This window comes from Rhodoluna miladensis (SeqCode) (assembly GCF_965234705.1).
Taxonomy (GTDB): domain Bacteria; phylum Actinomycetota; class Actinomycetes; order Actinomycetales; family Microbacteriaceae; genus Rhodoluna; species Rhodoluna miladensis.
Genome location: NZ_OZ248465.1, coordinates 108,189 through 132,566 on the forward strand (window position 1 = coordinate 108,189; position 24,378 = coordinate 132,566).

Sequence of the window (24,378 nt, forward strand, 5' to 3'; positions counted from 1 at the left end):
AATGAGTAAAGCAAAAACAAGTGGCAGCCGTTGGTTGCCACTTGTTTTACTTAACTCCCTTTTGATTCAAGCCGGAATATATGTCGTCCGACCAATCATCACCTACAAATCCGTCGAGCTCGGGGCGGATGCAGCCCTGGTTGGTTTGATTGGTGCCACTTTCGCACTTGCCCCCTTGGTGCTCGCTATTCAGGTGGGAAGATTCGTTGATAAGGGGCGTGCTGGACTGGCGATGATGTTGGGATCGCTTCTTCTTGTTGGGACCACGGCGGCCCTGTTGTTCATCAACTCAATTCCACTTCTCATGCTGGCAATGCCATCGCTTGGAATGGGCCACTTGTTGATTATGGTCGGCGGTCAAACCTTGATAGCTAATCGATCCGCTTCTGCGGAGTATGAAAAGAACTTTGGTCTGCTTACCTTCTACGCATCTGCAGGACATGCCGTTGGACCATTTGTTGGTGGATGGCTTGCTGACTCAGGCGAGGTGACGGTCAATGCCAACGCAGCGTTCTTGTTTGCCCTGGCGTTATTTGTTGCGGCAGTGATTGGAACCGTCGCTCTAAGTACCAAAAAGGAAAACCCAAAGCCCAACAAAGCTCTTGAAAAAGCCAAGGTCAGGCAAGTGCTTGCAATTCCAACCTTCAAATCAGCAATGTTTGTTGCAAGTGCAACAACAGCTGTAGTTGATGTGGTGTTGATCTTCTTGCCGCTTTACGGTCGAGAAATCGGCCTTAGCGTCACAGACATCGGTATCTTGCTGGCGATTAGATCAGTTGCATCTTTGGCGGTTCGTCTAGTTCTTGGCCAGATCTCTAACCGATTGGGCCTTCGAACAATCCTGACCTGGGGATCGATAGTGACGTTAGCTTCCATGGTCGCCCTAGGGCTGACAGCTAATTTCTGGTGGATTGCATTGATCATGGCCGTATCCGGTTTTGCGATGGGAATTGGTCAACCAGCAACCATGGCATGGGTATCCAGAATTTCTTCTCCTGATAGCAGAGGATTGGCAATTGCAGTTCGCCTGAGTGCTAACCGCTTGGGTCAAGTTGCTATGCCTGCCCTTGCAGGATTAGTTGCGGGAGCATCGACCGCTGGTGTTTTCTACATGCTGGCAGCTTTGCAAGCTGCCTCGATTGTTGCAACAGTCACCTCATTGAAAAAAGGCGAATAGCAAGAAGTTTGGTTAGTTTCTTTCGCCAAATACTTTCTTGAGAAACTCAAAGCTTTGCTTAGGAATTCGAGTTAGGTCATGTTCTGAAACTCGAACAATTCCAAATCTCTTTGTCCAACCCTCGGCCCACTCCAAGTTATCCATCAGCGACCAGGCGTAGTATCCGCGAAGATCAACGCCTTGGACCATGGCATCTAGAGCTGCTAGCAAATGCTTAGCGAAGTAATCAATGCGGTCGGTGTCGTTTACGACACCGTCAATTAGCTTGTCTGGGAATGCCCCACCGTTTTCTGTGATGTAAAGCGGCACCCCTGGAAGATCTTTAGCAATGCGGGTCAAGGTTGTAGTCAAAGATGGTGCGTGCATCTCCCAGCCCATGTCGGTTTGTGGCTCACGCGGCACAAAGTGCACCGGAGGACAACCTGGGAACAGAGCTGGGGTTTGTCCAACCACGTGATCTGGGCCCTTAGCTGCCTTGGAGGCAACTCTCATCGGGGAGTAGTAGTTCAGACCCATCCAGTCAATCTTGTTAGCTGCAGCCTTAAGCCCTGAGTCTTCAACGAAGCTCCAGTCGGTATAAGCGGCGGTAGCGTCCATGATCTCGGATGCAATTCCTCGGCCTGCTAAAAGATCCAACCAGAAGCGGTTCTGCAGGTTATCGATGTGGGTTACGGCATCTGAGATCTTGTCATCGTCTCCGATAATCGTGGTCAGGTTCAAAACAATCCCTGGGTTATTGGCTTTGTTTGAGCGAAGAACTTCCATTGCTCGACCGCTTGCCACCATCAGGTTGTATGAGACTTCAAAAGCTACTGCTGGGTCTTTTAGGCCCGGAGCGTGAATGCCGGCGGCATTACCAAGGTAAGCAACTACCCAAGGCTCGTTCAGAGTTGCCCAGCTAAAGACCCGATCGGCAAACTTTGATGAAAGCACATCTGCATAGTTTTCGAAGTGCTCGTAGATTTCCTTGTTGGCCCAGCCACCTTCAGCTTGAAGAGCACTCGGTAAATCCCAGTGATACAAAGTCAATGCTGGTTTGATACTTCTCTCGAGCAGACCATCAATCAATCTGTCGTAAAACTCAAGACCCTTTGGGTCAACTGCGCCATGACCTTGGTGCAAAACACGTGGCCATGAAACAGAAAAACGGTACGAGTCGACACCTAGGCGTGCAAGTAGATCTAAATCACCTTCTAGGCGATTGATGTGATCGGTTGCAGGGTCTGCTCCAGCACCATCAAGAATTTTTCCTGGAACATCACAGAAGTCTTCCCAGATAGATCTACCTCGGGTGTGACTAGATCCTTCAATCTGCCAAGAGGAAGTGGCGGCTCCAAAGATGAAGCCCTTTGGAATACGAGAGGTGATTTCCTCTGATCTATCGAACCAATTAGTCATTGCTCAAGCCTAGTTGTCACTAAGTTCAGGCAAACCCAAGAGCTTTACTTTGACTTTCTTTTTGGCTCGAGCCTCAAAGGCTTAGCAAAATCCAACATCACGCCGTTGTATTCCGGTCTTGAGCCAAGATAAATCTTGGCCATCGCGCGAACCCCGCTTGAGTGAGCAAGGAGGTATTTGTGCATTTCTCCTGCTTCTTGGGTTGGAACATATCCGAGCACCTTCGAATCCAGCGTCACAGCAACAGCTAACTTGCGCTCAAGATTAGATGGGTCAGGAAGTAGCAAAACTTCAACAACTGTTGGATCAACAAAGTAAATGCGCCTTGCAAGCCGCACTGCTTCAAAGTTGTTTACGAAGGGAATACAACCCAAGGTCTTGAACTTAAATGTTCCATCGCCTTTGAGCCTTGGGGTTTTTTTAAGAACCTGCCCAACTTCAAAGGTGATGCCATCCTGCAATTTGATACCGGCTAGCGCTTCTTTGTTTTCAATCAAGCGCTTTTGGAGCATACGACGTTGGGCTAGCACCGCAATCAAAATCACAATGCCAGCTGCAATTAGTAAGTATTCAATCCCCATTTGCTTTCCAAGCTAGCACTCAAAAACTTCCAGAACAGGGATTGGCCTCAGCCAGAGGCTAATTGGTGAAACTTGCTTGCTCGATCAAGCCATTTAGTCGCGAAACTGATTTGAGCTCCTCAATGTTTCTGAAGCGAGATTTTGTCAGCGAAGGCGAATATACGAGATAGCAATTGGCTTTGGCTCTTGAAAGAGCAACATTCAATCGATTTCTATCCAACAAGAAATCAAGTCCCCTTGGCGCATCCAGTGCGCTGGAAGCTGCAAGGCTGACGATAACCACCATCGCCTCACGGCCCTGGAATTTATCCACTGTTCCAACCGCCACCTCGTTCAAACCCGCCTTATCCAGCATTGCTCGAATCAGATCCATCTGGGCGTTGTAGGGAGCAACAACCAGCACCTCGGAGGTACCAAGTTTTGCTACCTGCGCCTGAGCAATTTCCAAAACCACTTTTGCTTCCTCAACCGAACTTGAGACATTCGCTCTGTGATCAACCGGGACCACAACCAGTCCTGGCTCTATGCCTGCAACAACATGGGCATGGGTATCAGGGTGGGAGTGAAGTTTGTTTTGGTAGCTCAAGTTGCTAACCGGTGCATTGATAGCAGGGTGCATTCTTCTTGTCACATCCAAGAAGTAGCCGGAGGAGCTTTCTAGGATTGCAGTATCCCCCATGTAGTGACCAAGGGCAGAGTTATCAACACCACCTGGGTGAATGGCTTGAACCACTTGCGTAAGCTGTCTTGGATCACCAAGCAAAACAAGGTTTTTGGTATTGGCACTAACCGCAATTGCATCAACCAGTGAGAACTGGGCAGCCTCGTCAATGAAGATGTAGTCAAACTGATCTTCAAACATTTCTTTCGCACAGAAACTCCAAGAGGTCCCTCCGAAAACGTAGCCGGAGTTTCCAGCACGCCAAGAACCGACAACCTTGTTTGTTGTTGGGGTTAGCCAACCTTTTGCTTCCTTGTCTCCAGCTTGAGTTTTCTTGGCCATCGCGTCAGGCGATACACCAGCTTCTAAGCAGGCCCACATCAGGTTCTCGATAGCGGAGTGGGAGTTGGCAACAACTCCCACCTTCATTCCTTTATCAACCAATTCCTTGATAACCCTCGAGCCAACAAAGGTCTTACCTGATCCAGGGGGACCTTGAATTGCAAGCACTGAAGTGTCTAGATCCATCACCGCTTCGGTTATTGCCGACAAGGAATCCCCTGCCAATGGCACAGGCAATCCCGGAAATGATTTCAGCCTTGGGGTATTTCGCATCAGCAGATCCATAGCTGGATGCTTGATTTGTGGCTCCTGAACGGGTGAACCCCAAAGTCCAACTAGCTTTTGGACTAGATCGCCCACCACTTCAGGTTTTTGGCCAGGAGGCACCCACTCGTATTCAAAGATGGCGTTTGGGACCAAAGACATATTTCCGTAAGTGGCGTCGCGCTCGAAAATCAGCTCATCGCCAACTACCGATAAAACCTTTCCGTAGTCGGTGTCCTGCTGGTTAGCACCCAAGCTGTAGCGAACAAATATCTTTTGGTCCATTTTCAAAAAACTAGTTTGACCAGGTTCCAAAACGTACCGATAAACCAGCTTCACTTTTGATTCTGGGTCGACGCCAAAAAAGTCCGCTGTGTTGGATTCTGTGGTGCAGCCTTGAACCACCAGAGCCTTACGGTCTCGATGCAGCTGATCAAAAGTTGCATCCTTACGGATGGCCCAGTCACGCCAGCGAATTACATCCTCACGGTTGTAATAGAGCATCGAGTGAGTAAGTGCTAGCCAAATCTTTGCGCGATAGTCAGCATCCACATCTTTACCCCAGGCCCAACCATCGAGGGCTTTTTGCATGATGGTTGTTTTCTTGTTTAGCTTTTCTAGTTCGAACTCGGCTTTGCGAGCTCTGGCTGATTCGGGGGAGTCTTCTTTCTCCGCTTGGCTTCTAGCCTCGCGGGCTTTTTTTATATCTTTGGCCCGCTCGAATTCTTGATACCTGGAATGAGCTCCTGGCATTGTGCTCAACCAGTTGTAAAGCGCCATGGTTGAAACACAATCGTCTTCGTTGTAATCGGTGATCTGCTTCAGTGTTTCTTCGGCGCCTTCTTCACCGAGCTCCACTTGCTGGCGATAGTAGTCATACTCGTCAATCGATGCGCCAGCATCAAGAACTTTGCTCTTGCGATCGAATTCGTAAAAAGCTTCTAGTTTCTTGATCGAGTAGCTCGGCTGAGAAACCATGATGGAGCCTTTGACCACTTTGTATAGATCAACCATCCGGCCCGAAGAAACCAACTCCGCAACTTGGGCTTCCATGACTCCGTGCCTTGCAGCAAGGCGGTTCAACGCCGTGACCTCGTAGCTGGCGTAGTGATAGACATGTGCTGACTTATCTGCTTCGAGCTTTTTGTTCAAAAACTCCATGAAGTCGATAAAGGCTTGTTTTTCTTGTTTCCGGTCATGGGCAAAAAACGGCACGAATTCGCCGCTCCGTAGCGTGTTTCCAAACAGGTATTCAAGGCCGCCTTTTTCTGGGAAGTAAGGAAAACCTTCCATGTCGAAAAAGACATCGTTTTGCGATGCCGGTGGCAAAACTGCGATTTCTGGATCAGGTAGAACGATGTAGCTGACCTTATTGGTTTTTCTGTAATCAGTCTGTAGCTTTGCCTGCAGACGAATCTTTTCAAAGCTGGAAGCTGTAATCTCACCCGGTCTTTGATCATCGGTTGCTTTTGCAAGCGAGGCCATAGTTGTGATTCCAACAGTTGAGAGTTTTTCTATTTGATTGCGGTTGATACCAGCAACTTGCACCAGGTGGTCAACATCGAATCTGGCTTGTTCGCAAAGGGCTGGATACTCGCAGACGCTGCAGGAGTCTTTGGTGTCACAGTAAAGCGTTAGGTCGGCCAGTTTGGTTTTTTCGTCAAAGGACTTGATGGCATCTTCGAGTTCTTTTCGGGCCTGCTGCATAGCTGGCACAATTTCTGACTCTTCAAATGTTTCAAGAGTGCGCGAGCCCAAAATGATTCCAGGTTCACCGACTGCTTTCATGCCTAGAGCCTTCAGTGCATCGGCATAGAGGGCGATTTGCAAAAGATAATTTGGCTTCGCGGTTGATGCGAGTTTGGCATCCCAAGCAACGTACTTTTCCTTCTCGCCAGTTGATTTCTGGTTAGCGATTAGCTTGCCCTTGATAAATTCAAGTTGGTAGTCGCCGCGAACTAGAAAATCTGGCTTGCCATTGAAGGTTAGATTGCCAACTTGATGTTTTAGATAGCCCTGGTAAATCACAGGAACTTGCTCGCGCATCAAAGTAACTGTTGCACCAAAAGTGTCTTCGTCTGATGGTCTTTGAAAACCTTCTGGACCTAAGTGAGCTAGCAGTTCTTGCTCTAAAGCTTCTTCGTAGGCCATTCCGTAGGTGATGGACAGACTCTCTGGTTCAACGAAATACTGCTCGACTAGATCTCTTACTCCAGCAACATCTAGTTCTCTGGCAATAGCCAGCTGCGAGCAGTGCTGGCAGCCGCTTGATCGCATCAGATCGCGGGTGTTGAAGGACCAGAGGCCGGTATCGTGTTTTTTCATTGCCTCAAGTCTGTCAGCAGCTACTGACAATGGCTGGAACAGGGTGCCAGCACTATATCTACCTTGTTGGCCTAGGGCTAACCCGCGATAATGAAGTATCAAATCTTCGGTAATCACTAGCTAGGACTTTCAATGCCTCTTCGCAGAACCATAGTTGTGGTTGAGAACGAGTCGTTGCTTAGAGACCTAATTGCCCGAAGCTTGGAAACTGCCGGCTTCGATGTTTCAACCGCAGCCAACGCCGCCGATGCCAAGAGAGCCGTCAAGGCAGCCGATCCGGATGTGTGCGTGGTGGATATTGAACTGGGACCTGGTCCCAATGGATTTGATTTCGCAGAATACCTAAGCCGTGAAGCCAATGACGTTGGCGTAGTTTTTCTCACCAACTTGCCAGACCCAAGATTTGCTAATCGCGACGTAAAGGTCATTACTCAGAACCAGGCCTACCTTAGAAAATCCCAACTGGTTGATTCCAAAGAACTTATCGAAGCTGTCAACGCAGTTCTCAAAGAACAAGACGTTGACAAGTTCCGACACGATCAGAATTTAGAGCGACCGCTTGCCGAGTTATCTCGTAGACAAATTTCGGTTCTAAAACTTGTTGCCGAAGGTTACTCAAACAACCAAATTGCCGAAGAGCGCGGAACAACAGTTCGTGCCGTTGAGGGAATGGTCTCTAGAATTTTCCAAGCTCTCGGAGTTGAAGCCCAGGGACTAGGTAACGCTCGCGTGGAAGCCACCAGAATGTATTTGAGCGCAGCTGGAGCCGTCACGGTCGAAGAATGAGCGACGCTTACAAACCTCACCGCCCAACAGCTAATCGACTACTAAACCAAATTGGATCACGCTACGCGCTTTCCAATCAGGTATTGCTGTTGTTTTTGCTTCCCTCCTACGGCACAGGCTTGATCTTTGAATCGCTGCGACTAGAGACGAACTTGCTTGAAAGATTCTTAGTTGCAACCGCAGGCTACCTAGCAACAGTTGCAGTGTTATTGGCGGCCAGGTGGCTGCTAACCGGTAAAGAAGTAAAGAGCCGACCGGCTTTTGTTCTTGGCGCATTTTTGCTTTCGGGCTTTGCCAGAGGCGTTGTGATCTTGATATTGGATATTCTCACCGGACAGCACGAACCCGGCCAGGAGCTGTTCCGCTTACTCGGCGGCCCAATCTTCACCTTCGTGACTCTCACGGTTGCCGCCGTACTGGCCTCGAATTACCAACGGCACCGCGAGTCACTAACGGCGCTCGCTGATGAGCGCTACCGCCTTCAGATTCGCTCCGCTGGAATTAGGGCGAAGGTTCAAATTCAGCGTGAAGAGCTTTTGTCAAAGGTGCGCAGCCTGCTCGATCCTGCCATCGCCAAGATTCAAGCCAACCTCACTGGAAAATCCTCAATCGAAGCTATCGATTCGCTTCGCTCAACCGTTGACGAGGTTGTTCGGCCACTGAGCCTAGAGGTTGCCGAAGCCAGCGACGAACTAGAGGCTGAATCTGGCAAAGCTGTTCTTCGAGAAAAAGCGCCAAAACCTTCTCGAATCATGCTCGGAGAATTCATTGTTCCGCTTTGGGCAACACTGATTCTTTCCATCGGTTTGGTCCCCACAGCATTTTTGTTAGAGGAACTATTAGGTTCACTAAGTATTTTGCTAACAGCATTCTTGTCGATGTTTCTAGGCCTGGGGCTTTTTCAGTTGCTAACCATCAAGATGCCAGTTCATCCATACCTGGCCGCAATTGTTGTCCCGAGCTTTTCTGCAATTTCCCTGATTCCGATCTACTTCGCAGCTGATTACCTTCAGTGGAACGTCACAGTAAGTCAAGTCAATGCCCTATTGCTCTTTGGTGTTTCTGTTGGAATCACTACCTTCGCGGCGCAATTTGCTCAGCTCCAACGCAAGGCAACAACCGAGAAACTAGTTGGTGTCAACCAGCAGCTTGAAATCTTAAACGCAGCTTTGCGCCAAGAACTCTGGCTAAACCGTCGCCGCACAGCATCGGTATTACACGGCCCAGTTCAGGCAGCACTATTCGCATCGGCTATGAAACTTTCTCAAGAACAAAAGCCAACACCAGAACTGGTTGCTGAGGTGGAAAGAGATATTGCAGCAGCCATTGAAAAACTCAATAACCCAAGCAACCTAGAAGGCGAAGACATCTCAGATCTTCTAAACCAGATCATTGAGATCTGGTCTGATGCTGCAGAAATCACAATTGAGATTCCAGACGATCTGGAAGCTGCCATTGCCAGGCAGCCACTAGCCAGCGAAGCTCTGATTGAAATCTCGAGAGAATTCATAACCAACGCCATCAAGCACGGTAAGGCAAGCAAGGTTTCGCTAGCGGTTTCCAGACTCGATGATTTGCGAATTGCAATCAAGGTAGTCGATGACGGCCAAGGTTTACCCCCAGGAGCAAAACCTGGCTTTGGCTCGAAACTGCTTTCGGAACTTAGTTTGGTTTGGTCTCAGACCCGCGAAGGGGATTCAACCCTTTCTTACGCCGAGATTGTTCTAGGCCAAGAGAACTAGCAGATCAGCTAGCTCAGAATCAGTTGGCGGCTCAGCCCCGGTTTTCTCACAAGCCATACTGGCGGCAACGCTAGAAACCTTAGCAATTGCGATCAGCTGCTTATCTGAAAGTGCGGCAAGTCTTTCAAAGGCACCAGATCCTAAAGCACCGATTTGCTGAAGCTGTGCGAGGGTGTTTGCGCAGAAGGTATCCCCGGCACCAACCGAATCTTGAACCTTCACTTTTCGGGAAGCAACATCTAGTTTGGTTTTGTTTCTTCGATAGATGCTTGCGCCATCGCCACCGCGGGTGACAAAAACAATCTTTGCGCTATCGCCAATCCAGTCCCAGGCAATTTGGTCCACATTTGTTCCTGGCTCTAATCCATAAAGCCAGTTGATGTCGTCATCGGAAGCTTTGATCAAATGCGAGAACGAATTCACGCGCTGAACGCGGACTCGCTCCGAATCACGATCGAATCCAAGGGCGGGCCGCACATTCACATCGTGCGAAAGGGTAAGCAGGTCTTTATCGAAGTAATCTCTGGCCCAAGCTTCAACTACGGCATTGCCTGGCGGCATCGCCATCGTCAAACAGCCAAACTGCAAAGCAGTTGTGCCAATTGCATTCATTGTCTGCTGGGTTGGAAGCTCGGTATTGGTCCAGCCCCAGTCCGCTGTGTTTTCAACATAGAAGGAGTAGCTGGCGCCACCGGATGATCCAATTGAAGCTATTGCAACGCTGGTTGGTTCTTTGGCCGCAATTGCGTAGTCGAGCCCTACTTTGTTGTCGACAAGTCGCTGACGGATTTTTTGTCCGAAGGCATCACTAGAAATGCGGGCAAGAAGTTGCTGCTTGGTTCCGGCGCGAGCTAGGGCAATAGCAACATTGGCGTTGGCTCCACCAACCACCGCTTGGTACCTGCCGGCAGTTGATTTGTCCTCAATCAGGTCAATAAGAGCCTCGCCGATAACAACAATCATGGGGCAAGTTTATGCCTCACCTCTAGGCTAAGAACATGGAAAACAAACTCTCAAAGTTAGCCATCCTCGCTCCGCTAGTTGGCCTAATCGGGGGCTGGAAGTTCTTCATGTTCGCGATCTATGCGGGGCTCTTTGTTTACCCGATCTATGACGCCCAGGGGATGTATCAGGGGGATGAGCAAATCATCCGTCCTTCCACATATCTTTTCCTAAGCGGAATCGTCGTCTTTGGACTGCTGGCTCTTTATGGCCAGCGCCTAGCTCTTCGAGCCCGATCTCTAGCCGGAGTCGATGACTCCCTGGCAAGGGCCGCGCACCGCTTCACAAACTTCACAGTTATTGTTGCTCTTGCCACTGGTGCGTTTTTTGCCATAGGAAATTTCCTTGGAGCTTTCAACACTTACATCGACCGAGAAGAAAACCTAACGGTCCGCCTGTTTGATGTTTACATTCCAATCTTGCTTGCAACCGGTCTAGTTGTTTACATCCTGCTTCGCGCATTTGTGTTCAGGAAGCAAGTAGTCAAGGGTGCCAAAAAAGAGCGCATGTCTGAATCCGAGAAAGCCCTCGGCCTTGGCTACGCGGTTCCAATTATTGCTACCGCTATCGCAATCATCTTTGGCCTAGCCGTCTATGACGTGACAAGAACTGACCTGGAAGTCTGGGTCTGGGTAATCATTCAGGTCATTATCGTCTCAGGTATCTTGCTTGGAACCAGATTTTCCACAAAAGCAAAATCAGCTAAGGCAGCGCCTCCTCGCACCAGGGCAACTTTGGCAGCAGGAGCTGCCAATTTGAACTTCGTGCTTTCAATTGTCTTTGGTGTGACTGTTTCGATTATGTCCTTTGCTTTCGGTGCTGCAGGTATCGAGAAGCTAAGGGTTTACCCGCCATACGAAGAACCAGCCCCGGGAGAAGAGTTCACTGCCGTTTGGAGCTGGACCGTTTCACCACTGTCGGTTTCTTGGTTCATCGAACAAATGCTTCCTGCGATTGTGCTTTTGGTTCTTGCAGCCTTAGGCACTTACCTTTCAATTACTGAGCGCAACAAAGTTGCGCTAGTTGCAAAAAAGCCGAGCTCTTCTTCCTCAAAGAAGCTAGCCAAGGTGCCAGCTAAGAAGGCAGCTGGCTCAAAGACCAAAACCACAACGGCTAAGCGCCTAAAGGCCAAAAACTAGATGATTATTGAAATCAAAGCACTGCTGTTTGATAACGACGGAGTGCTGGTGGATTCACACGCCAATGTCGAGAAGTGCTGGGCACAGTGGGCCGAGGAATTTGGCATCAAGGGATTAAACATTGCCAATTTCCATGGCACCCGTGCCCAGGACACAGTTCTTTCCCTGGTTGGTCCTGAAAGATTCGAAGAGGCCAACAACCGCATCAACGAACTCGAGCAAGAATCAGCTCACGAAACTCTTGCGATGCCAGGAGCAAGAGAGTTACTTCCATCGCTTCCAGTTGATCGCTGGACAATTTGCACATCCGCCAACGCAAGACTTGGTCGAGCAAGATTAGAAGGTGCGGGTCTTCCAATCCCTAAGCACCTAGTCACTGGAGACGATGTTGAGCGCGGCAAGCCAGCGCCAGATCCGTATCTACTTGGAGCAAGCCGTTTGGGCTTTAGTGCCAGTGACTGTGTGGTGTTTGAAGATGCTCAGGCCGGAGCGTTGGCAGCCAAGGCAGCCGGGGTTGCCATGGTTATCGGGGTATCGGAGTTTGCACTAATCACGGAGGCCGATATCGTTATTGAAGATTTGGCGGGAATCCGCTTTGATGGTTTCAAGTTGGAAATACCAGAGCACAAAATTCTAAGGAGATAGCAATGGCTGAAGTGACAATGTATGGAGCTGACTGGTGTGGCGATTGCCGCAGATCCAAAGCTCTTTTGAACACCACTGGCGTCGAGTTCGAGATGAAAGATGTCGAGAACAGCGAAGAATTCACCGAGGAAGCCAGAGCTATCTCTGGTCGCACCAACATTCCAGTAATTCAGTTCGCCGATGGCAAGTTCCTTGTTGAGCCCTCTGACGCTGAGCTACACGCAGAGCTAAAGCTCCGCGGGCTAGTTTCCTAAGCAAATAAGGGGCTCTAGAGGATAAATCCTCTAGAAACTTTTCCTAGCTTTATTGAGGCTCTAGCCCTAGGCTAGAGAAGTTGGGAACATCCCAGCAGTAGTCGTTTGCAGTGCACTAAGCGTGCATCAGTCTTTACCTCTTATTAGCCCTGGCAAGAACCAGATCAGCTAAAGGTCTAGCGCAGTTCGACTAGACCGCAACGACGAACATTAGTTATTGCAAATGCCTCTATTTTTGAGGCTTGCTTTGGCCGTGCTCGTTTACATAAAGAGGAATAAGTAAAACTATGCCTAATTTCGGCAAAGCAAGCCCGCGTCCAAAAACCGGCGCATCAAAATCAGCCCCGAAGCGCGCTTCGGGTTCCGGCTACGGATCAGCTGCTCCTAAAAAGACCCACCGCAAGGGGGCTGTCGACCCTCGCGAGATGAGTGGTCGCAAGCCAGACCGTGGCAACAACTGGGAGCCAAAGGCTCCTAGAACCGAAGCCGGTCGCAAGCCTCGTCACACAGCAGACGATCGCGCTGCGCGCGGCACCAGAAGCTTCTTCGATGCTCCCCGATCAGATGACCGCGCTCCAAAGCGCGAGTGGACTGATAAGCCACGCACCGGAGGACCAACTTACGACCGCCAGGAAAAAAAGAGCTGGTCAGACAGACCTTCTTATAACGACCGCAATTCTGATTCAAGAGGCGAGCGTAAGCCAGCTGCCCGCTCTGACCGTCCTTGGGAATCTCGTGCTCCAAGAACAGATCGACCATCTTCTGACAGACCTTACTCAGAGCGAAACTCATCTGACCGCGGTGCAAGAAGCTATGACCGTTCAGAGCGTCCATCGGATCGCCCAGCACGATCAAACTCAGATCGTCCTTGGGAATCACGCGCACCAAGAACTGACAGACCATCTTCTGACCGTAACTACTCAGACAGATCATCAGGAGCAAGAAGCTACGACCGTTCAGATCGTCCAGCACGATCAAACTCAGACCGTCCTTGGGAATCTCGCGCACCAAGAACTGATCGCTCAGAGCGCTCAGGGGACTCACGTGGTTTCGCGCCTCGTTCAAACTCTCGCGAGTTTGACCGCGACCGCAACCCGTTCCGCGAGGACCGCGTATCACGCGATCGCTCAAGAGATGAAACCTTTGTTGGCGCTCGCGATAAGAACCCAAACAAGAAGGCTTTCTTCGAGGACAAGGTTCTAGACAAGCTTGTTAGCGCGGATGCATCTGAGGTAATCATTCAGGGCAGCTTCGAAGAGATGGGTCTTCACCCAAAGCTCGTTGTTGCTCTTCGTGGCATGGGAGCAGAAACCCCATTCCCGATTCAGCAGTCAACTATTCCTGCTGCCCTTGAGGGTAGAGATGTTTTGGGTAGAGGAAAAACTGGATCTGGAAAGACCATTGCCTTTGCTGTTCCAATCATTTCCAAGATGGTTGCAGCCGGCTCTGTTCCAAGAAAGCCAAACAAGCCAAGAGCGCTAGTTCTAGCTCCAACTCGTGAGCTTGCAGATCAGATCGACAGAACAATGTCGGCTCTTGCTCGATCTGTTGGTTTCTACACAGCTTGTGTTTACGGTGGTGTTCCTCAGCGCAGACAAGAGATCGCTCTTAGCCGCGGTGTTGACATCCTCGTTGCTACCCCTGGTCGCCTAGAAGACCTAATGGCGCAAAGAATCATTGACCTGTCTGAAGTTGAGACCATGGTTATTGACGAGGCCGACCACATGTGTGATCTTGGTTTCATCGAGGGCGTAAGACGAGTTCTACGCGCTACCGGTGAATCCCAGAAGCTACTGTTCTCAGCAACACTAGATCGTGAAGTTGACGCTCTTGTTAAAGAGTTCATGCCAAGCCCTTACGTCTACGAGGTACCTAACGAGACTCAGGAAACATCAACCATTGAGCACCGCGTCTTGGTTGTTGACCCAGACGATCGCTCACAGGTTCTACTTCGCCTCGTGCAAGGAGAAGGTAAGTCACTTATCTTCACCCGTACCAAGATGACAGCTGAGCGTCTAAGTGAATCCCTGACCAACAACGGTGTTCCAGCAGCCAGGCTTCATGGAGACCTAAACCAGAACCAGAGAACTCGCAACCTAGAGCGCTTTGTTAAAGGTGCAGTCCGCGTTCTAGTTGCCACTGACGTTGCAGCTCGTGGAATCCACGTTGATGATGTTGCCCTGGTTATTCAGGTTGACCCACCAGAGGAATACAAGACTTACCTTCACCGTTCCGGCCGTACCGGCCGCGCTGGCAAGGAAGGTGTTGTTATCACCTTGATCCCACGCTCGAAGCGCCGCAAGGTTGAAGACCTTCTTCGCAGGGCTGAAAGAGACGCGAAGATCACCGATGTTCGCCCAGGTTCAGAACTGATCGAAGAACTAGCAGGACCTATCGCTCCACCACCGGCAGCTCCAGACATCCTGGACTTCGGTGACTCACGCGGCGGCGGTTCAAACCACCGCGGACGTGACCGTGACCGCGATTCAAGGCCTAAGAAAAAGGGCAACTACCAGGGTTCTGGTAAGGGCCGCTGGGCAGACAAGCCATCAGGCGATAAGCGCCCGAGGGCAAAGAAGTATTCGAACTAGAAATAGTTCGAGGAGTAAAAGCGACTCGAGACAGCGCTTAAACCCCGCCCCTTGGGGGGCGGGGTTTACTTCTATCCGGGCAAAAACCCGAGCTTTACAGCCAACCCCAGAAGGCTCTAAACTGGGGGAAGCCAAAGACCGTCGGTTTAAGGCAAATCAAATCACAAGATTTCTTGAGGTTTGGCTTGTTTTGACTAAGAGACACATAAGTGTTTACCCACGTAGGTGAAGATTAAAAGGTTAGAGATTTCTCTATTTTCTTTTGCTCTCCACTTATGTGGGGAGCATTTTTTTGTTTCTGGGCTGCCGACAAAATACAGATAATCAAGGAGTGCCATGGCGAACAAGGAAGCTACAGTTGCCGAGCTCACGGACAAGTTCCAGAGCTCAGCTGCAGTGTTGCTAACCGAGTACCGCGGACTCACTGTTGGACAGCTCAAGGAGCTGCGCCGTTCCATCAGTGCGAATGCAACCTACGCCGTGGCGAAGAACACGCTACTAAACATCGCAGCGAAGAACGCCGGAGTGACCGCATTTGAGGGTCAATTGGTTGGACCAACTGCAATGGCATTTGTTCACGGAGACACAGTCGCCGTGGCCAAGGCAATGCGTGACTTTGCCAAGGCAAATCCTCTACTAGTAGTCAAGACCGGCATCATGGATGGCGTTGTCTTGTCACAGGCAGAGGTTAAGAAGCTTGCTGATCTTGAATCCCGCGAAGTTCTATTGGCTCAGGCCGCAGGACTATTCAAGGCTTCAATGTTCAAGGCTGCTTACATGTTCCAGGCTCCGCTGGCCCAGGCCGTCCGCACCGTGGACGCGCTTCGCGCCAAGCAAGAGACAAACGCTTAAAGAAAATAAGGAGAAAAACAAATGGCAAAGCTATCAACCGATCAGCTAATCGATGGCTTCAAGGAGCTATCACTAATCGAGCTTTCTGAGTTCGTAAAGAAGTTTGAAGAGGTGTTCGAGGTTACAGCTGCAGCTCCAATGGCAGTTGCAGCAGCAGCACCAGCAGGCGGCGGCGGCGACGCAGCTGAAGAGAAGGACTCATTCGATGTTGTTCTTGAGTCTGCAGGAGACCAGAAGATCCAGGTTATTAAGGAAGTTCGCGGACTAACCAACCTAGGTCTTGGCGAAGCCAAGGCTCTAGTTGATGGTGCTCCTTCAACAATCCTTGAGGGCGCTAACAAGGACACCGCTGAGAAGGCAAAGGCAGCTCTAGAAGCAGCTGGCGCAAAGGTTGGACTTAAGTAACAACCCACCTCAGTTTCAAAAGCCCCAACACCGCGCAAGTGAGGTTGGGGCTTTTGGCATTTTTGGTGAAGTAAGCTCGGGATGTTCGCAACAAAAGAAAAGACAAAAACCTCTTGAGCTCAAAGCCGCAGTCAGTAAGCCAGGCAATTTCCCAAAGACAGCGCTTGATGTATATCTTCGTAATCGGTTTTTTGTTGATGGTTCAAACTCTTGTCACTGACATGTTTTTGCCAGCGCATCCCCTAATTGCAACCTTCTTTGAGGTCCCGGATGCATTTGTGCAGTATTCGCTTTCTGCCGTCACCCTGGGTGCCGCAATCGGCTTTTTTGTGGCTGGGCCACTCTCGGATTCGATGGGCCGTAAAAGCCCAGTGCTATTGGCTCTTGGTATCTTCACCTTCGCCTCAGCAGCGCTTTATGTTGCCCCCGGCATTGAGGCTTTTGTTGTACTTCGCTTCCTGCAAGGTCTAGCAGGAGCGGCAACCGCGGTTATCGCCCAAGCGATCATCAGGGATCTATTCGTTGGCAACGCGATGCTGAAGATGCTTTCTCGGGCCTGGCTAATTTCCGGCATTGCTCCGATTATCAGCCCCGTCATAGCAGCTAATTTGATGCTTGTTGCTCCGGACTGGAGAATCATTCCGCTGGCACTTGCGATCCTGGGTGTTGCAATCTTTGTCTTTGCCTCACGCTCTCTGGTTGAAACACTGCACAAAGACAACCGTCGAGCCAAGGGCTTTGATGGCGTTGCCAAGAGATTTATTGCCGTGTTCAAGGACCGGATTCTGGTTGGACTGGTTTTAATTGGCATGGTTCAAACCGTCGGCTTGTTTAGCTATCTGAACATCATTCCGTTTTTGTATCAGGACAGCCTCGGGCTTACTCCGGTGGAATTCTCGCTAGCTTTTTCCACCACCGCTTTTTGCTGGTTCATTGGAATTCAAGTGGGAGCAAAGCTTGGCCGCATGTTTAAAGCTCACTGGGTGGTCTTTGGAGCATTGGTGCTAGCTGTAGTGGCAGGAACGGGTTTGTATCTAATAGGTTCAATGGATGTTGGAATTGAAACTGTCGTTCCGCTAATGGCAATGTTCTTAGTTTCTTTTGGAATGACAATCACTCCTATTCAAACCATGGCCCTGCAGGGCCACGGTTCCGAAGCCGGAACTGCCGCTTCGGTACTCGGGGTTATGAACTCTGTGACCGCAGCCCTTTCCGCTCCGCTTTATCCATTAATTGGTAGCGCCACAACAACCGGTCTTGGAATTACTGTGGCGCTTGCTCACCTTGCAGCCATTGGGGTTTTCTTCTTTGTGGTTAGGCCAAGTAGTGTCCCAGCAATGGCCAAAGAGTAGTCGGGTATCCTAGAAATAACCAAGTCGCCGCATAGGCCCTTAGATGGGGTGGCGACTTTTCTAAGGGATGTGAAAAATCAATGAGGATTTTGCTTATTGGCGCGGGCGGCGTCGGAGACGGTATCGCCAAAGTCGCAGCAGAAAGATCCTTCTTCGAGGTTATGGTCGTTTCCGACTATGACCTTTCAAGAGCCGAAAAATCAATCGAATGGATTAGAAAGCGCCACGGTGACGAGGTCGCAGCCAAGTTCATACCAGCCAAAATCGATGCATCGAATGCCGCCAACATGGTCGAGATGTGCCGAGAGCACAACATCACATATGTGATCAACGCTGTTGAGCCAAAGTTTGTGCCAACGGTTTTCTCCGCCGCCTTCACAGCCGGCGTTGGCTATGTCGATATGGCGATGTCGCTATCTGAGCCGCACGAGACCGATCCGTTCAACAAGCCCGGTATCAAGCTCGGTGATGCTCAGTATGCATTGAACGAGCAATGGGAAAAAGCCGGCAAGCTAGCTCTGATTGGTATGGGTGTTGAGCCTGGCATGTCAAACATTTTTGCCAAGTATGCTTACGACGAATTGTTTAGCGTTGTTGACGAAGTCAGCATCAAGGACGGTTCGAACCTAGTGGTAAAAAACGAAGCTGGCGAAGAAATCTTCGCTCCTTCTTTTTCCATCTGGACAGTAATCGAAGAGTGCCTAAACCCACCGGTGATCTACGAAAAGGAAAAGGGTTGGTACACCACCCGTCCATTCAGTGAACCAGAAATCTTTGAATTCCCAGAGGGAATAGGTGCTGTTGAGTGTGTGAACGTTGAGCACGAAGAGATCCCAATGCTTCCAAGAACTATGGACGTTGGAAAAGTGACATTCAAGTATGGACTTGGTTCAGACTTTATTGACGTACTAAAGACCCTTCACCACCTAGGCATTGACGCCACCAAGCCGGTTCGAGTTCGCTCCGCATCTGGCCCAGTTGATGTCTCACCGCGAGATGTGTTGGTTGCTGTTCTTCCAGACCCAGCCAGCATTGGTCCTCGCATGACCGGTAAGGCTTGTGCGGGAGTACTCATCACCGGTAAAGACAAGGCAGGAAAAGATCGCGCTACTTACATTTATCACGTAGCCGATAACGCCGAGACTATGGCCGAGTACGACGCACAGTGTGTGGTTATGCAAACCGCCTTTAACCCAGTTATTGCTCTTGAACTAATTGCCGAAGGCAAGTGGTCAGGCGTTGGTGTTCGTGCTCCTGAGCAGTTTGCACCGAAGCCCTTTCTAGAGCTAATGTCATCTTCAACGGGGTATCACCAGAGATGGTTTGCCCAGGAAAGATTGCCGGCTAATCCGTTAGCTCTTCCTTAGGCAAAAGAAAGGCTGCCTTGTCACAGTTTGACGTTGCAGTAATCGGATCTGGTTTCGGCGGATCGGTAGCTGCTTTACGTCTAAGTGAAAAAGGCTACAAAGTCCTAGTCATCGAATCTGGTGCCAGATTCGAAGACAACGACTTTGCCAAAAGCTCTTTTGATCTAAAGAAGTTCTTGTTCTTTCCAAAGCTTGGTCTCAAGGGTATCCAGCGAGTTGACCTTCTAAAGAACGTTCTTGTCATGAGCGGTGCTGGTGTTGGCGGCGGATCACTTGTCTATGCGAACACGCTTTACAGACCCCCACAGAAGTTTTTCTCAACCGGCAGCTGGAAAGACATGGCTAACTGGCAAGCATTGCTGGAGCCTTACTACGACCAGGCCGAGCGCATGCTCGGGGTGGAAGTAAACAAGTTCTTCTCTCCTGCCGACGAGGCTCTAAAAAAAGCCAGCGACAGCCTGGGTTTCGGAAACACTTTCCAAATGGCCCCGCTTGGCATTCACTTCGGTGATGCGGGTAAGACGGTAGAAGATCCATACTTTGGCGGAGTGGGACCTAGCAGAACTGGTTGCACCAACTGCGGCGAGTGTATGACAGGTTGCAGGCACGGAGCGAAAAATACGCTGGTGAAAAACTATCTTTACCTTGCTGAAAAACTCGGAACCGAAATCATGCCGCTAACCAAGGTAGTCAACATTGAGCAGGTGTCTGGTGGATACAAGCTCACCCTGGTTCGAAGCGATAAGTTTTTTGCCAAAACTGAATCCCTTATTGTTCCTGAAGTAGTTGTTGCAGCAGGGGCCTTGGGATCTGCAAAGCTTTTGCACTCGGTTCGCGCTAAAGGAAACCTGCTTGGAATTTCATCAAAGCTTGGGGAGCTAAGTAGAACTAATAGCGAGTCACTTCTTGGCGTTGTTGCCAAGGGCAAAGAAACTGACTTTAGCTCAGGGTCTGCAATTACATCTTCTGTGTTCCCTGATGAAGATACTCACATTGAACCGGTTCGATACGGCAGGGGATCAGGCTTTATGGGACTGCTGCAGTCTGTTGTTGCCAGTGGTCCCAAGGGACAAGATCCAAACATTTTTAGATTGATTTGGGTGACTCTCAAAAATCTCTTGAGACTTCCAAACTTCTATAACCTCCGCACCTGGCCGGAGCGAACTCTTATTCTGCTTGTGATGCAGTCAAGAGACAATTCACTCACCACCTTCTGGAGAAGAGGAGTTACCTCCAAACAGGGTCATGGCGAGAAAAACCCTGCTTGGGTTCCGATGGGTCACACCGTTGCCAGAGAAATCGCCAAGAACGTCAATGGAACACCCGGTGCAGTTATCGGTGAGCCATTTGGTATCCCACTCACCGCACACTTTCTTGGAGGCGCAGTTATTGCCCAAGATGCCAATCACGGTGTGGTGGATGGATATCTTCGCGCCTTTGGCCAACCAGGACTTCACATCGTTGATGGCTCTGCGCTATCTGCCAACCCAGGTGTGAACCCATCGCTTTCAATTGCAGCTCTAGCTGAATGGGCGATGGCTCACTGGCCTAACAAGGGTGAGACGGATAAGAGACCTGCTCTTGGAGAAGCCTTTGAAATTATTGAGCCGGTTGCACCGGCGCATCCTGCCGTTCCGCTTTCTGCAAGCGGAGCTTTGCGACTGCCGATTAGGCCTATTTAGCTTTTAGTTTCGGCTTGAATTTTCTCGCGATGGCGAGATTCAATTCCCTGGCCGATGTAAGTGCTTACGATAATCACTATCGCTCCAAGAATTCCAACTAGAGCTAGCGTTTCACCGCCGAACCAAACTGCTATGAACACAGCCCAGATAGGTTCGGTCGCCAACAACAGTGTTGATCTCGAGGCAGAGGTTTGCCTGATTGCCCACAGCTGAGCCACAAAAGCAAAGACCGAACAAAACAGTGCCAGGAACAATGTTCCAGCCCACTGGGCCGGACCAAAGGTTGCGATGGCATCAAAGGCGCCTTGAATATCAAAAACAAAGAACACCACGGTGGCCGTTAGGCACTGCATCAAGATCAGATTGAAACTCGATGCTTCGCGGTTGCGAGTTAGAACTCCTTGAGCTGTGACGTGAACCGCCCTAACAATAGCTGCCGCAAACAACAAAAAGTCTCCAAAGTTTGGCTCCTGAATGCCGTTTCCGGTGACCAGTAAGGCAACCCCAACAATTGCCCCAACCGCTGCTAGGAAGAACGATCTAGGAAGCCAACGTTTGTTCCAAGCTGATTCCATGATTGGGGTGAAGATTATGGTTAGAGAGATCAACAGCCCTGCGTTAGTAGCTGAAGTGATCTTCAACCCATAGGTTTCAACGCTCATGATTGAAGACTGAGTCAGACCAAAGAGTGTTCCAAGCAATAGATCGGTTTTGGTAAAGGCCCTTCTTCGAATAAGCCAGATGGCAACCATCGCAAGGGTTGCTATGGCAAAGCGAACAGAGAGCATTGCTGGAACACTGGCAAAAGGAGTTATCGCCTTGGCCGATAGATAGCTTGCTCCCCAAACCGCTGCAACAGCTAGTAGCACTAGGTCAACTTTGGAAGCCCTAATTGCCTTAAGCATTCTGTTTTCCTCTGAATAGGGAAAGGATGCTGCCTTGAGAGATGGCAGCGCCGAGAATCACAATTATTCCACCCACCGGTTCGTACCAGTGCAGCTGCTCGTTCAGAAGCACTACCCCAAGCACCACTGCAATGATCGGTGTGATGTAGGTCACTGATGCAGCGATTGCGCTTCCAACGACATCGAGGACTTTGTAAAACAAGAGGTATGCAACGCCACTTCCCAAAGCCCCAAGAATCACAATCGAGACGATTGCCATCACTGTGGGGCTGGAGGTTATAAGTGGTCCGGAAAGCAGGTAAACGGGAAGCAGGGTAAGAGAAGCTGTTCCAATTTGTCCAAACACTGAAACTTCTGTTGCGTAGCCAAGAGGAGCGATGTTTTTTCTAACGTAGGGGGTTCCTATGCCGTAGCAAAAAATCGCCACCAGAATTGCCAAAATAGCCAATGGTTCGTTATCGCCAAAGCCCTGCCAAACCCCCAGAATTACAAGCACTCCAGCAAGTCCTACAAAAAGCCCGACCACAACGTGAGCCTTGACTTTCTCGCTGCGAAAAGCAATCAGCATCACAATTACCGTAGCTATTGGTGTGACGGCATTGAGAATGCTGGCCAAGGCACTTGAGACATAGGTTTGGGCGTAAGCGATCAAAGTAAAGGGTACCGAGCTCATGAATAGCCCTGCGATAGTCATCTTCTTCCAAACATCAAAGCTGGTTGGGAGCTTGGAGCGGTAGATGAGTATTGCAATTAGCATCGCAAGAGCACCGAAGGTGGTGCGCCAGAACGCAACTCCGATCGGGGTTAGCGCAGTGAGGGCATATTCGATGAATAGAAAAGATGCGCCCCAGATGAGCCCTGCCACCGTATACATGGCAACCCATGGCCGCTTTGGCGAAGTATTCAATTTTGCCTTTCAGGAACTGCGTAACGCTCAAGCAATCTAGATTGGCTTTTTGCTAGAGAATCGAGACTCGACCCAAGTCATTGCTAGCACAAATAAAGCGCAGGCGAAAAACGCGACGAGCTCCGGAAGATAAGAGCTTGAAGCAGGAAGCAAGCCACCTGATTCGGTTTGCCAAGGCCAGAGTGCTCTGACGGATCCAAACATCAACCCCGCCATCACTACAAAGGTCGCCTTGCGACGATTTTCAAGTAGCCACTGGAGCAGCCCAACAAAGCTGGCAAATCCAACTATTGCTCCAAGCATGAAGATACCTAGATAACGAAAATCGAGAGTGTTTACTGCCAGCAGGACAGGTGTAAACATACCCATGGCAATCAGCACATTTGATCCAGATACTCCTGGAAGAGACAGTGCACATATAGCCAAGACGGCGGAAAGGAAGATTAGTAGTTCACTCGGTTCCGCGTCTGCAGATCTAGGAATCGAAGTCAGCGTGATTGCAAAACCCGCGGCAACTGCTGCAATAAGGAAATGCTTTGCCTGCCAGTTTCCACCGGACAGTTTTACAGGCACAATCAGTGATGCCAGGATTAGCCCTGCGAAGGCTGCGGAAGTAATTGTTGGATAGGCAATAATCAGCGGGTATACAGCGGCGCTAGAACCAAGAATTGCAAGTACCATTCCAATTAGCAGCGGAATTAGTAGTTTCCAATCAATACCCTGAAATCTCTCCCTAGCCTTTTGCCAATTAGCTTTCGAAAAGGAAAGCAAAAGTAGGAAACCCTTGACGGCTTGAGAAGCTGAAAAGACCACCCGTTCGTAGATACCAATTATTAGGGCAACAGTTCCCCCGGATATACCTGGCAGAACCTCAGCGACCCCCATGAGCAATCCGCGGAAAACATCGAAAAGAAACTGACCGAATCTTTTTGCGATTGAGGATTTTGAGGGAGAAGAACTCATTTAGATATTGTCCCATCCAGGCATTTGATTAGCGGGAGGTGCCTCTAGCACTTTGAGATCCCAAAATAGCTCCACCGACTATCAATGCCGTTGCCACTAGCAATTGCCAACTTAGTTCACGACCACTAACTACCAACAGCAACGTTGTTGATAAAAGTGGTGTCAAAAATGCCAACAGACCAATTCTTCTCGGATCCCCAATCTTGAGTGCTGCATCCCAGAAGTAGAAGGCACCTCCCAGAGGTCCAAGCCCGAGAACCACAAGCAGCAACCAATCACTTGAAGTAATAACTGCTGGCTCTTCCAAAATGAAGTGGGCAACAAGTGCCAGCACACCCGAGACCAAACCAAACAGCCCGATAGCTGAGGTTGGGAAAGTGCGCAGCTTTGTGGTCAAGAGCGAATACGTGGCCCATATGACAGCTGCCGCGAAAGCGAACAGGTAGCCAATCTCAAAGCCCAGAGGGCCAGCTCCCTCTCCTGCCGAGGAGATGGCGATGGCGGCTCCAGTGAAGCCCGCGCTGGCGGCAATTATGTTTCTGGCCCCAAGCTTCAACGATCTTGTGAACAGGGGGGATAGAACCACAATCAGTAGTGGCCAGAGATAGTTCACCAGATTGGCTTCAACAGCTGGAGCCGTTTGCAAAGCAATGAAGAGCATCAGGTGATAGCCAAATAATCCGTAAACCCCAACGCCCAAAGTCTTTGCAGGCACCTTCCAGGCGGAAAGTTTGAATCCAGAAAGCGGAAGTGAGATCAGGGATCCAATAACTAGTCCAATTCCGGTTAGAAGAAATGGCGGAATGTCTGAAAGCAAAGTTGCGAGGGTGGCAAGTGATGCCCAAAGCACAATCGCGCCAATTGCAAAAAGATCTGCCCTCATGTCCAAAATCCTATTGGAATCATCATTCAAAAAAAGCTGAAAAGTTGAGTAGCGCTTTTGAGAAAAAGCAAGGGGGTTGTGGACTTTTAACAAAGAAAGTCGCAAAAAAGAAAAAGTTTTTGTGAAAGTTTTTCAAAAAATACCCCAAACTCGCC

20 protein-coding genes are annotated in these 24,378 nt (G+C 49.8%); 12 read left to right on the forward strand and 8 right to left on the reverse strand.

The features are described from left to right. Nucleotide 1 precedes the first annotated feature (1 nt). Nucleotides 2–1,177, forward strand: coding sequence for an MFS transporter (locus AC8GDC_RS00530; RefSeq protein WP_506557935.1), 1,176 nt, complete (start codon nt 2–4; stop codon nt 1,175–1,177). 12 nt (nt 1,178–1,189) lie between these two features. Here AC8GDC_RS00530 and AC8GDC_RS00535 read toward each other — a convergent pair whose 3' ends face one another. The 3 genes from AC8GDC_RS00535 to AC8GDC_RS00545 are packed head-to-tail and all read right to left on the reverse strand — an operon-like array spanning nt 1,190 to nt 6,748. Then, the gene (locus tag AC8GDC_RS00535) at nt 1,190–2,575 is read right to left on the reverse strand and encodes a GH1 family beta-glucosidase (protein WP_506557936.1); all 1,386 of its coding nucleotides are present in this window, start codon (nt 2,573–2,575) and stop codon (nt 1,190–1,192) included. A 44-nt stretch (nt 2,576–2,619) separates the two neighbouring features. After that, nucleotides 2,620–3,156: a hypothetical protein gene (locus tag AC8GDC_RS00540; RefSeq protein ID WP_506557937.1), complete on the reverse strand. Its 537-nt coding sequence runs from the start codon at nt 3,154–3,156 to the stop codon at nt 2,620–2,622. A 58-nt stretch (nt 3,157–3,214) separates the two neighbouring features. Beyond that, on the reverse strand, nt 3,215–6,748 hold the full coding sequence (locus AC8GDC_RS00545) for a TM0106 family RecB-like putative nuclease (protein WP_506557938.1): 3,534 nt from the start codon (nt 6,746–6,748) through the stop codon (nt 3,215–3,217). A 132-nt stretch (nt 6,749–6,880) separates the two neighbouring features. Between AC8GDC_RS00545 and AC8GDC_RS00550 the strand changes: the two genes are divergently transcribed. Both AC8GDC_RS00550 and AC8GDC_RS00555 read left to right on the forward strand, forming a co-directional pair. Beyond that, on the forward strand, nt 6,881–7,534 hold the full coding sequence (locus AC8GDC_RS00550) for a response regulator (protein WP_506557939.1): 654 nt from the start codon (nt 6,881–6,883) through the stop codon (nt 7,532–7,534). Beyond that, the gene (locus AC8GDC_RS00555) at nt 7,531–9,276 is read left to right on the forward strand and encodes a sensor histidine kinase (protein ID WP_506557940.1); all 1,746 of its coding nucleotides are present in this window, start codon (nt 7,531–7,533) and stop codon (nt 9,274–9,276) included. Before AC8GDC_RS00550 ends, AC8GDC_RS00555 begins: the two co-directional genes overlap by 4 nt. On the opposite strand, the gene AC8GDC_RS00560 is transcribed toward AC8GDC_RS00555, so the two are convergent. Further along, nucleotides 9,259–10,239, reverse strand: coding sequence for a carbohydrate kinase family protein (locus tag AC8GDC_RS00560; RefSeq protein ID WP_506557941.1), 981 nt, complete (start codon nt 10,237–10,239; stop codon nt 9,259–9,261). The two genes, AC8GDC_RS00555 and AC8GDC_RS00560, sit on opposite strands and share 18 nt — an antisense overlap. A 35-nt stretch (nt 10,240–10,274) precedes the next feature. Here AC8GDC_RS00560 and AC8GDC_RS00565 point away from each other — a divergent pair, with 35 nt between their 5' ends. The 9 genes from AC8GDC_RS00565 to AC8GDC_RS00605 all read left to right on the forward strand — a co-directional run bounded on the left by AC8GDC_RS00565 (nt 10,275) and on the right by AC8GDC_RS00605 (nt 20,565). Beyond that, nucleotides 10,275–11,417, forward strand: a complete 1,143-nt coding sequence (locus tag AC8GDC_RS00565; protein WP_506557942.1) for a hypothetical protein — start codon at nt 10,275–10,277, stop codon at nt 11,415–11,417. Continuing rightward, nucleotides 11,418–12,062 (forward strand): HAD-IA family hydrolase, encoded by a 645-nt coding sequence (locus AC8GDC_RS00570; RefSeq protein ID WP_506557943.1) that lies wholly within the window; start codon nt 11,418–11,420, stop codon nt 12,060–12,062. Nucleotides 12,063–12,064: 2 nt separating this feature from the next. Continuing rightward, on the forward strand, nt 12,065–12,316 hold the full coding sequence (locus AC8GDC_RS00575; protein WP_506557944.1) for a glutaredoxin family protein: 252 nt from the start codon (nt 12,065–12,067) through the stop codon (nt 12,314–12,316). A 287-nt stretch (nt 12,317–12,603) separates the two neighbouring features. Beyond that, nucleotides 12,604–14,907 carry a DEAD/DEAH box helicase gene (locus AC8GDC_RS00580; protein WP_506557945.1) on the forward strand — a complete coding sequence of 768 codons (2,304 nt, stop codon included), beginning with the start codon at nt 12,604–12,606 and terminating at the stop codon, nt 14,905–14,907. A 336-nt stretch (nt 14,908–15,243) separates the two neighbouring features. Next, nucleotides 15,244–15,759, forward strand: coding sequence for a 50S ribosomal protein L10 (gene rplJ / locus AC8GDC_RS00585; protein WP_506557946.1), 516 nt, complete (start codon nt 15,244–15,246; stop codon nt 15,757–15,759). A gap of 21 nt (nt 15,760–15,780) precedes the next feature. Then, a complete protein-coding gene (rplL, locus tag AC8GDC_RS00590) occupies nt 15,781–16,164 on the forward strand; it encodes a 50S ribosomal protein L7/L12 (protein ID WP_506557947.1) in 384 nt (127 codons plus the stop codon). A 113-nt stretch (nt 16,165–16,277) separates the two neighbouring features. Continuing rightward, nucleotides 16,278–17,516, forward strand: coding sequence for an MFS transporter (locus tag AC8GDC_RS00595; protein WP_506557948.1), 1,239 nt, complete (start codon nt 16,278–16,280; stop codon nt 17,514–17,516). 80 nt (nt 17,517–17,596) lie between these two features. Continuing rightward, nucleotides 17,597–18,883 carry a saccharopine dehydrogenase family protein gene (locus AC8GDC_RS00600; protein WP_506557949.1) on the forward strand — a complete coding sequence of 429 codons (1,287 nt, stop codon included), beginning with the start codon at nt 17,597–17,599 and terminating at the stop codon, nt 18,881–18,883. 17 nt (nt 18,884–18,900) lie between these two features. After that, nucleotides 18,901–20,565, forward strand: a complete 1,665-nt coding sequence (locus tag AC8GDC_RS00605; RefSeq protein ID WP_506557950.1) for a GMC family oxidoreductase N-terminal domain-containing protein — start codon at nt 18,901–18,903, stop codon at nt 20,563–20,565. Here AC8GDC_RS00605 and AC8GDC_RS00610 read toward each other — a convergent pair. Genes AC8GDC_RS00610 through AC8GDC_RS00625 form a run of 4 tightly spaced genes read right to left on the reverse strand, consistent with a single transcriptional unit; the run spans nt 20,562 to nt 24,223 of the window. Next, nucleotides 20,562–21,470, reverse strand: coding sequence for a DMT family transporter (locus AC8GDC_RS00610; RefSeq protein ID WP_506557951.1), 909 nt, complete (start codon nt 21,468–21,470; stop codon nt 20,562–20,564). The genes AC8GDC_RS00605 and AC8GDC_RS00610 overlap by 4 nt on opposite strands. Then, nucleotides 21,463–22,377, reverse strand: coding sequence for a DMT family transporter (locus tag AC8GDC_RS00615; RefSeq protein ID WP_506557952.1), 915 nt, complete (start codon nt 22,375–22,377; stop codon nt 21,463–21,465). Before AC8GDC_RS00615 ends, AC8GDC_RS00610 begins: the two co-directional genes overlap by 8 nt. Before the next feature lie 36 nt (nt 22,378–22,413). Continuing rightward, nucleotides 22,414–23,340, reverse strand: a complete 927-nt coding sequence (locus tag AC8GDC_RS00620) for a DUF368 domain-containing protein (protein WP_506557953.1) — start codon at nt 23,338–23,340, stop codon at nt 22,414–22,416. A 28-nt stretch (nt 23,341–23,368) separates the two neighbouring features. Next, complete coding sequence (locus AC8GDC_RS00625; RefSeq protein WP_506557954.1) at nt 23,369–24,223, reverse strand: DMT family transporter; 855 nt, start codon at nt 24,221–24,223, stop codon at nt 23,369–23,371. Nucleotides 24,224–24,378: the final 155 nt, after the last annotated feature.

Coding starts and splice junctions, on each gene's coding strand:
- AC8GDC_RS00530 (WP_506557935.1), top strand. CDS start 2: ATGAGTAAAGCAAAAACAAGTGGCAGCCGTTGGTTGCCACTTGTTTTA.
- AC8GDC_RS00535 (WP_506557936.1), bottom strand. CDS start 2,575: ATGACTAATTGGTTCGATAGATCAGAGGAAATCACCTCTCGTATTCCA.
- AC8GDC_RS00540 (WP_506557937.1), bottom strand. CDS start 3,156: ATGGGGATTGAATACTTACTAATTGCAGCTGGCATTGTGATTTTGATT.
- AC8GDC_RS00545 (WP_506557938.1), bottom strand. CDS start 6,748: ATGAAAAAACACGATACCGGCCTCTGGTCCTTCAACACCCGCGATCTG.
- AC8GDC_RS00550 (WP_506557939.1), top strand. CDS start 6,881: ATGCCTCTTCGCAGAACCATAGTTGTGGTTGAGAACGAGTCGTTGCTT.
- AC8GDC_RS00555 (WP_506557940.1), top strand. CDS start 7,531: ATGAGCGACGCTTACAAACCTCACCGCCCAACAGCTAATCGACTACTA.
- AC8GDC_RS00560 (WP_506557941.1), bottom strand. CDS start 10,239: ATGATTGTTGTTATCGGCGAGGCTCTTATTGACCTGATTGAGGACAAA.
- AC8GDC_RS00565 (WP_506557942.1), top strand. CDS start 10,275: ATGGAAAACAAACTCTCAAAGTTAGCCATCCTCGCTCCGCTAGTTGGC.
- AC8GDC_RS00570 (WP_506557943.1), top strand. CDS start 11,418: ATGATTATTGAAATCAAAGCACTGCTGTTTGATAACGACGGAGTGCTG.
- AC8GDC_RS00575 (WP_506557944.1), top strand. CDS start 12,065: ATGGCTGAAGTGACAATGTATGGAGCTGACTGGTGTGGCGATTGCCGC.
- AC8GDC_RS00580 (WP_506557945.1), top strand. CDS start 12,604: ATGCCTAATTTCGGCAAAGCAAGCCCGCGTCCAAAAACCGGCGCATCA.
- rplJ (WP_506557946.1), top strand. CDS start 15,244: ATGGCGAACAAGGAAGCTACAGTTGCCGAGCTCACGGACAAGTTCCAG.
- rplL (WP_506557947.1), top strand. CDS start 15,781: ATGGCAAAGCTATCAACCGATCAGCTAATCGATGGCTTCAAGGAGCTA.
- AC8GDC_RS00600 (WP_506557949.1), top strand. CDS start 17,597: ATGAGGATTTTGCTTATTGGCGCGGGCGGCGTCGGAGACGGTATCGCC.
- AC8GDC_RS00610 (WP_506557951.1), bottom strand. CDS start 21,470: ATGCTTAAGGCAATTAGGGCTTCCAAAGTTGACCTAGTGCTACTAGCT.
- AC8GDC_RS00620 (WP_506557953.1), bottom strand. CDS start 23,340: ATGAGTTCTTCTCCCTCAAAATCCTCAATCGCAAAAAGATTCGGTCAG.
- AC8GDC_RS00625 (WP_506557954.1), bottom strand. CDS start 24,223: ATGAGGGCAGATCTTTTTGCAATTGGCGCGATTGTGCTTTGGGCATCA.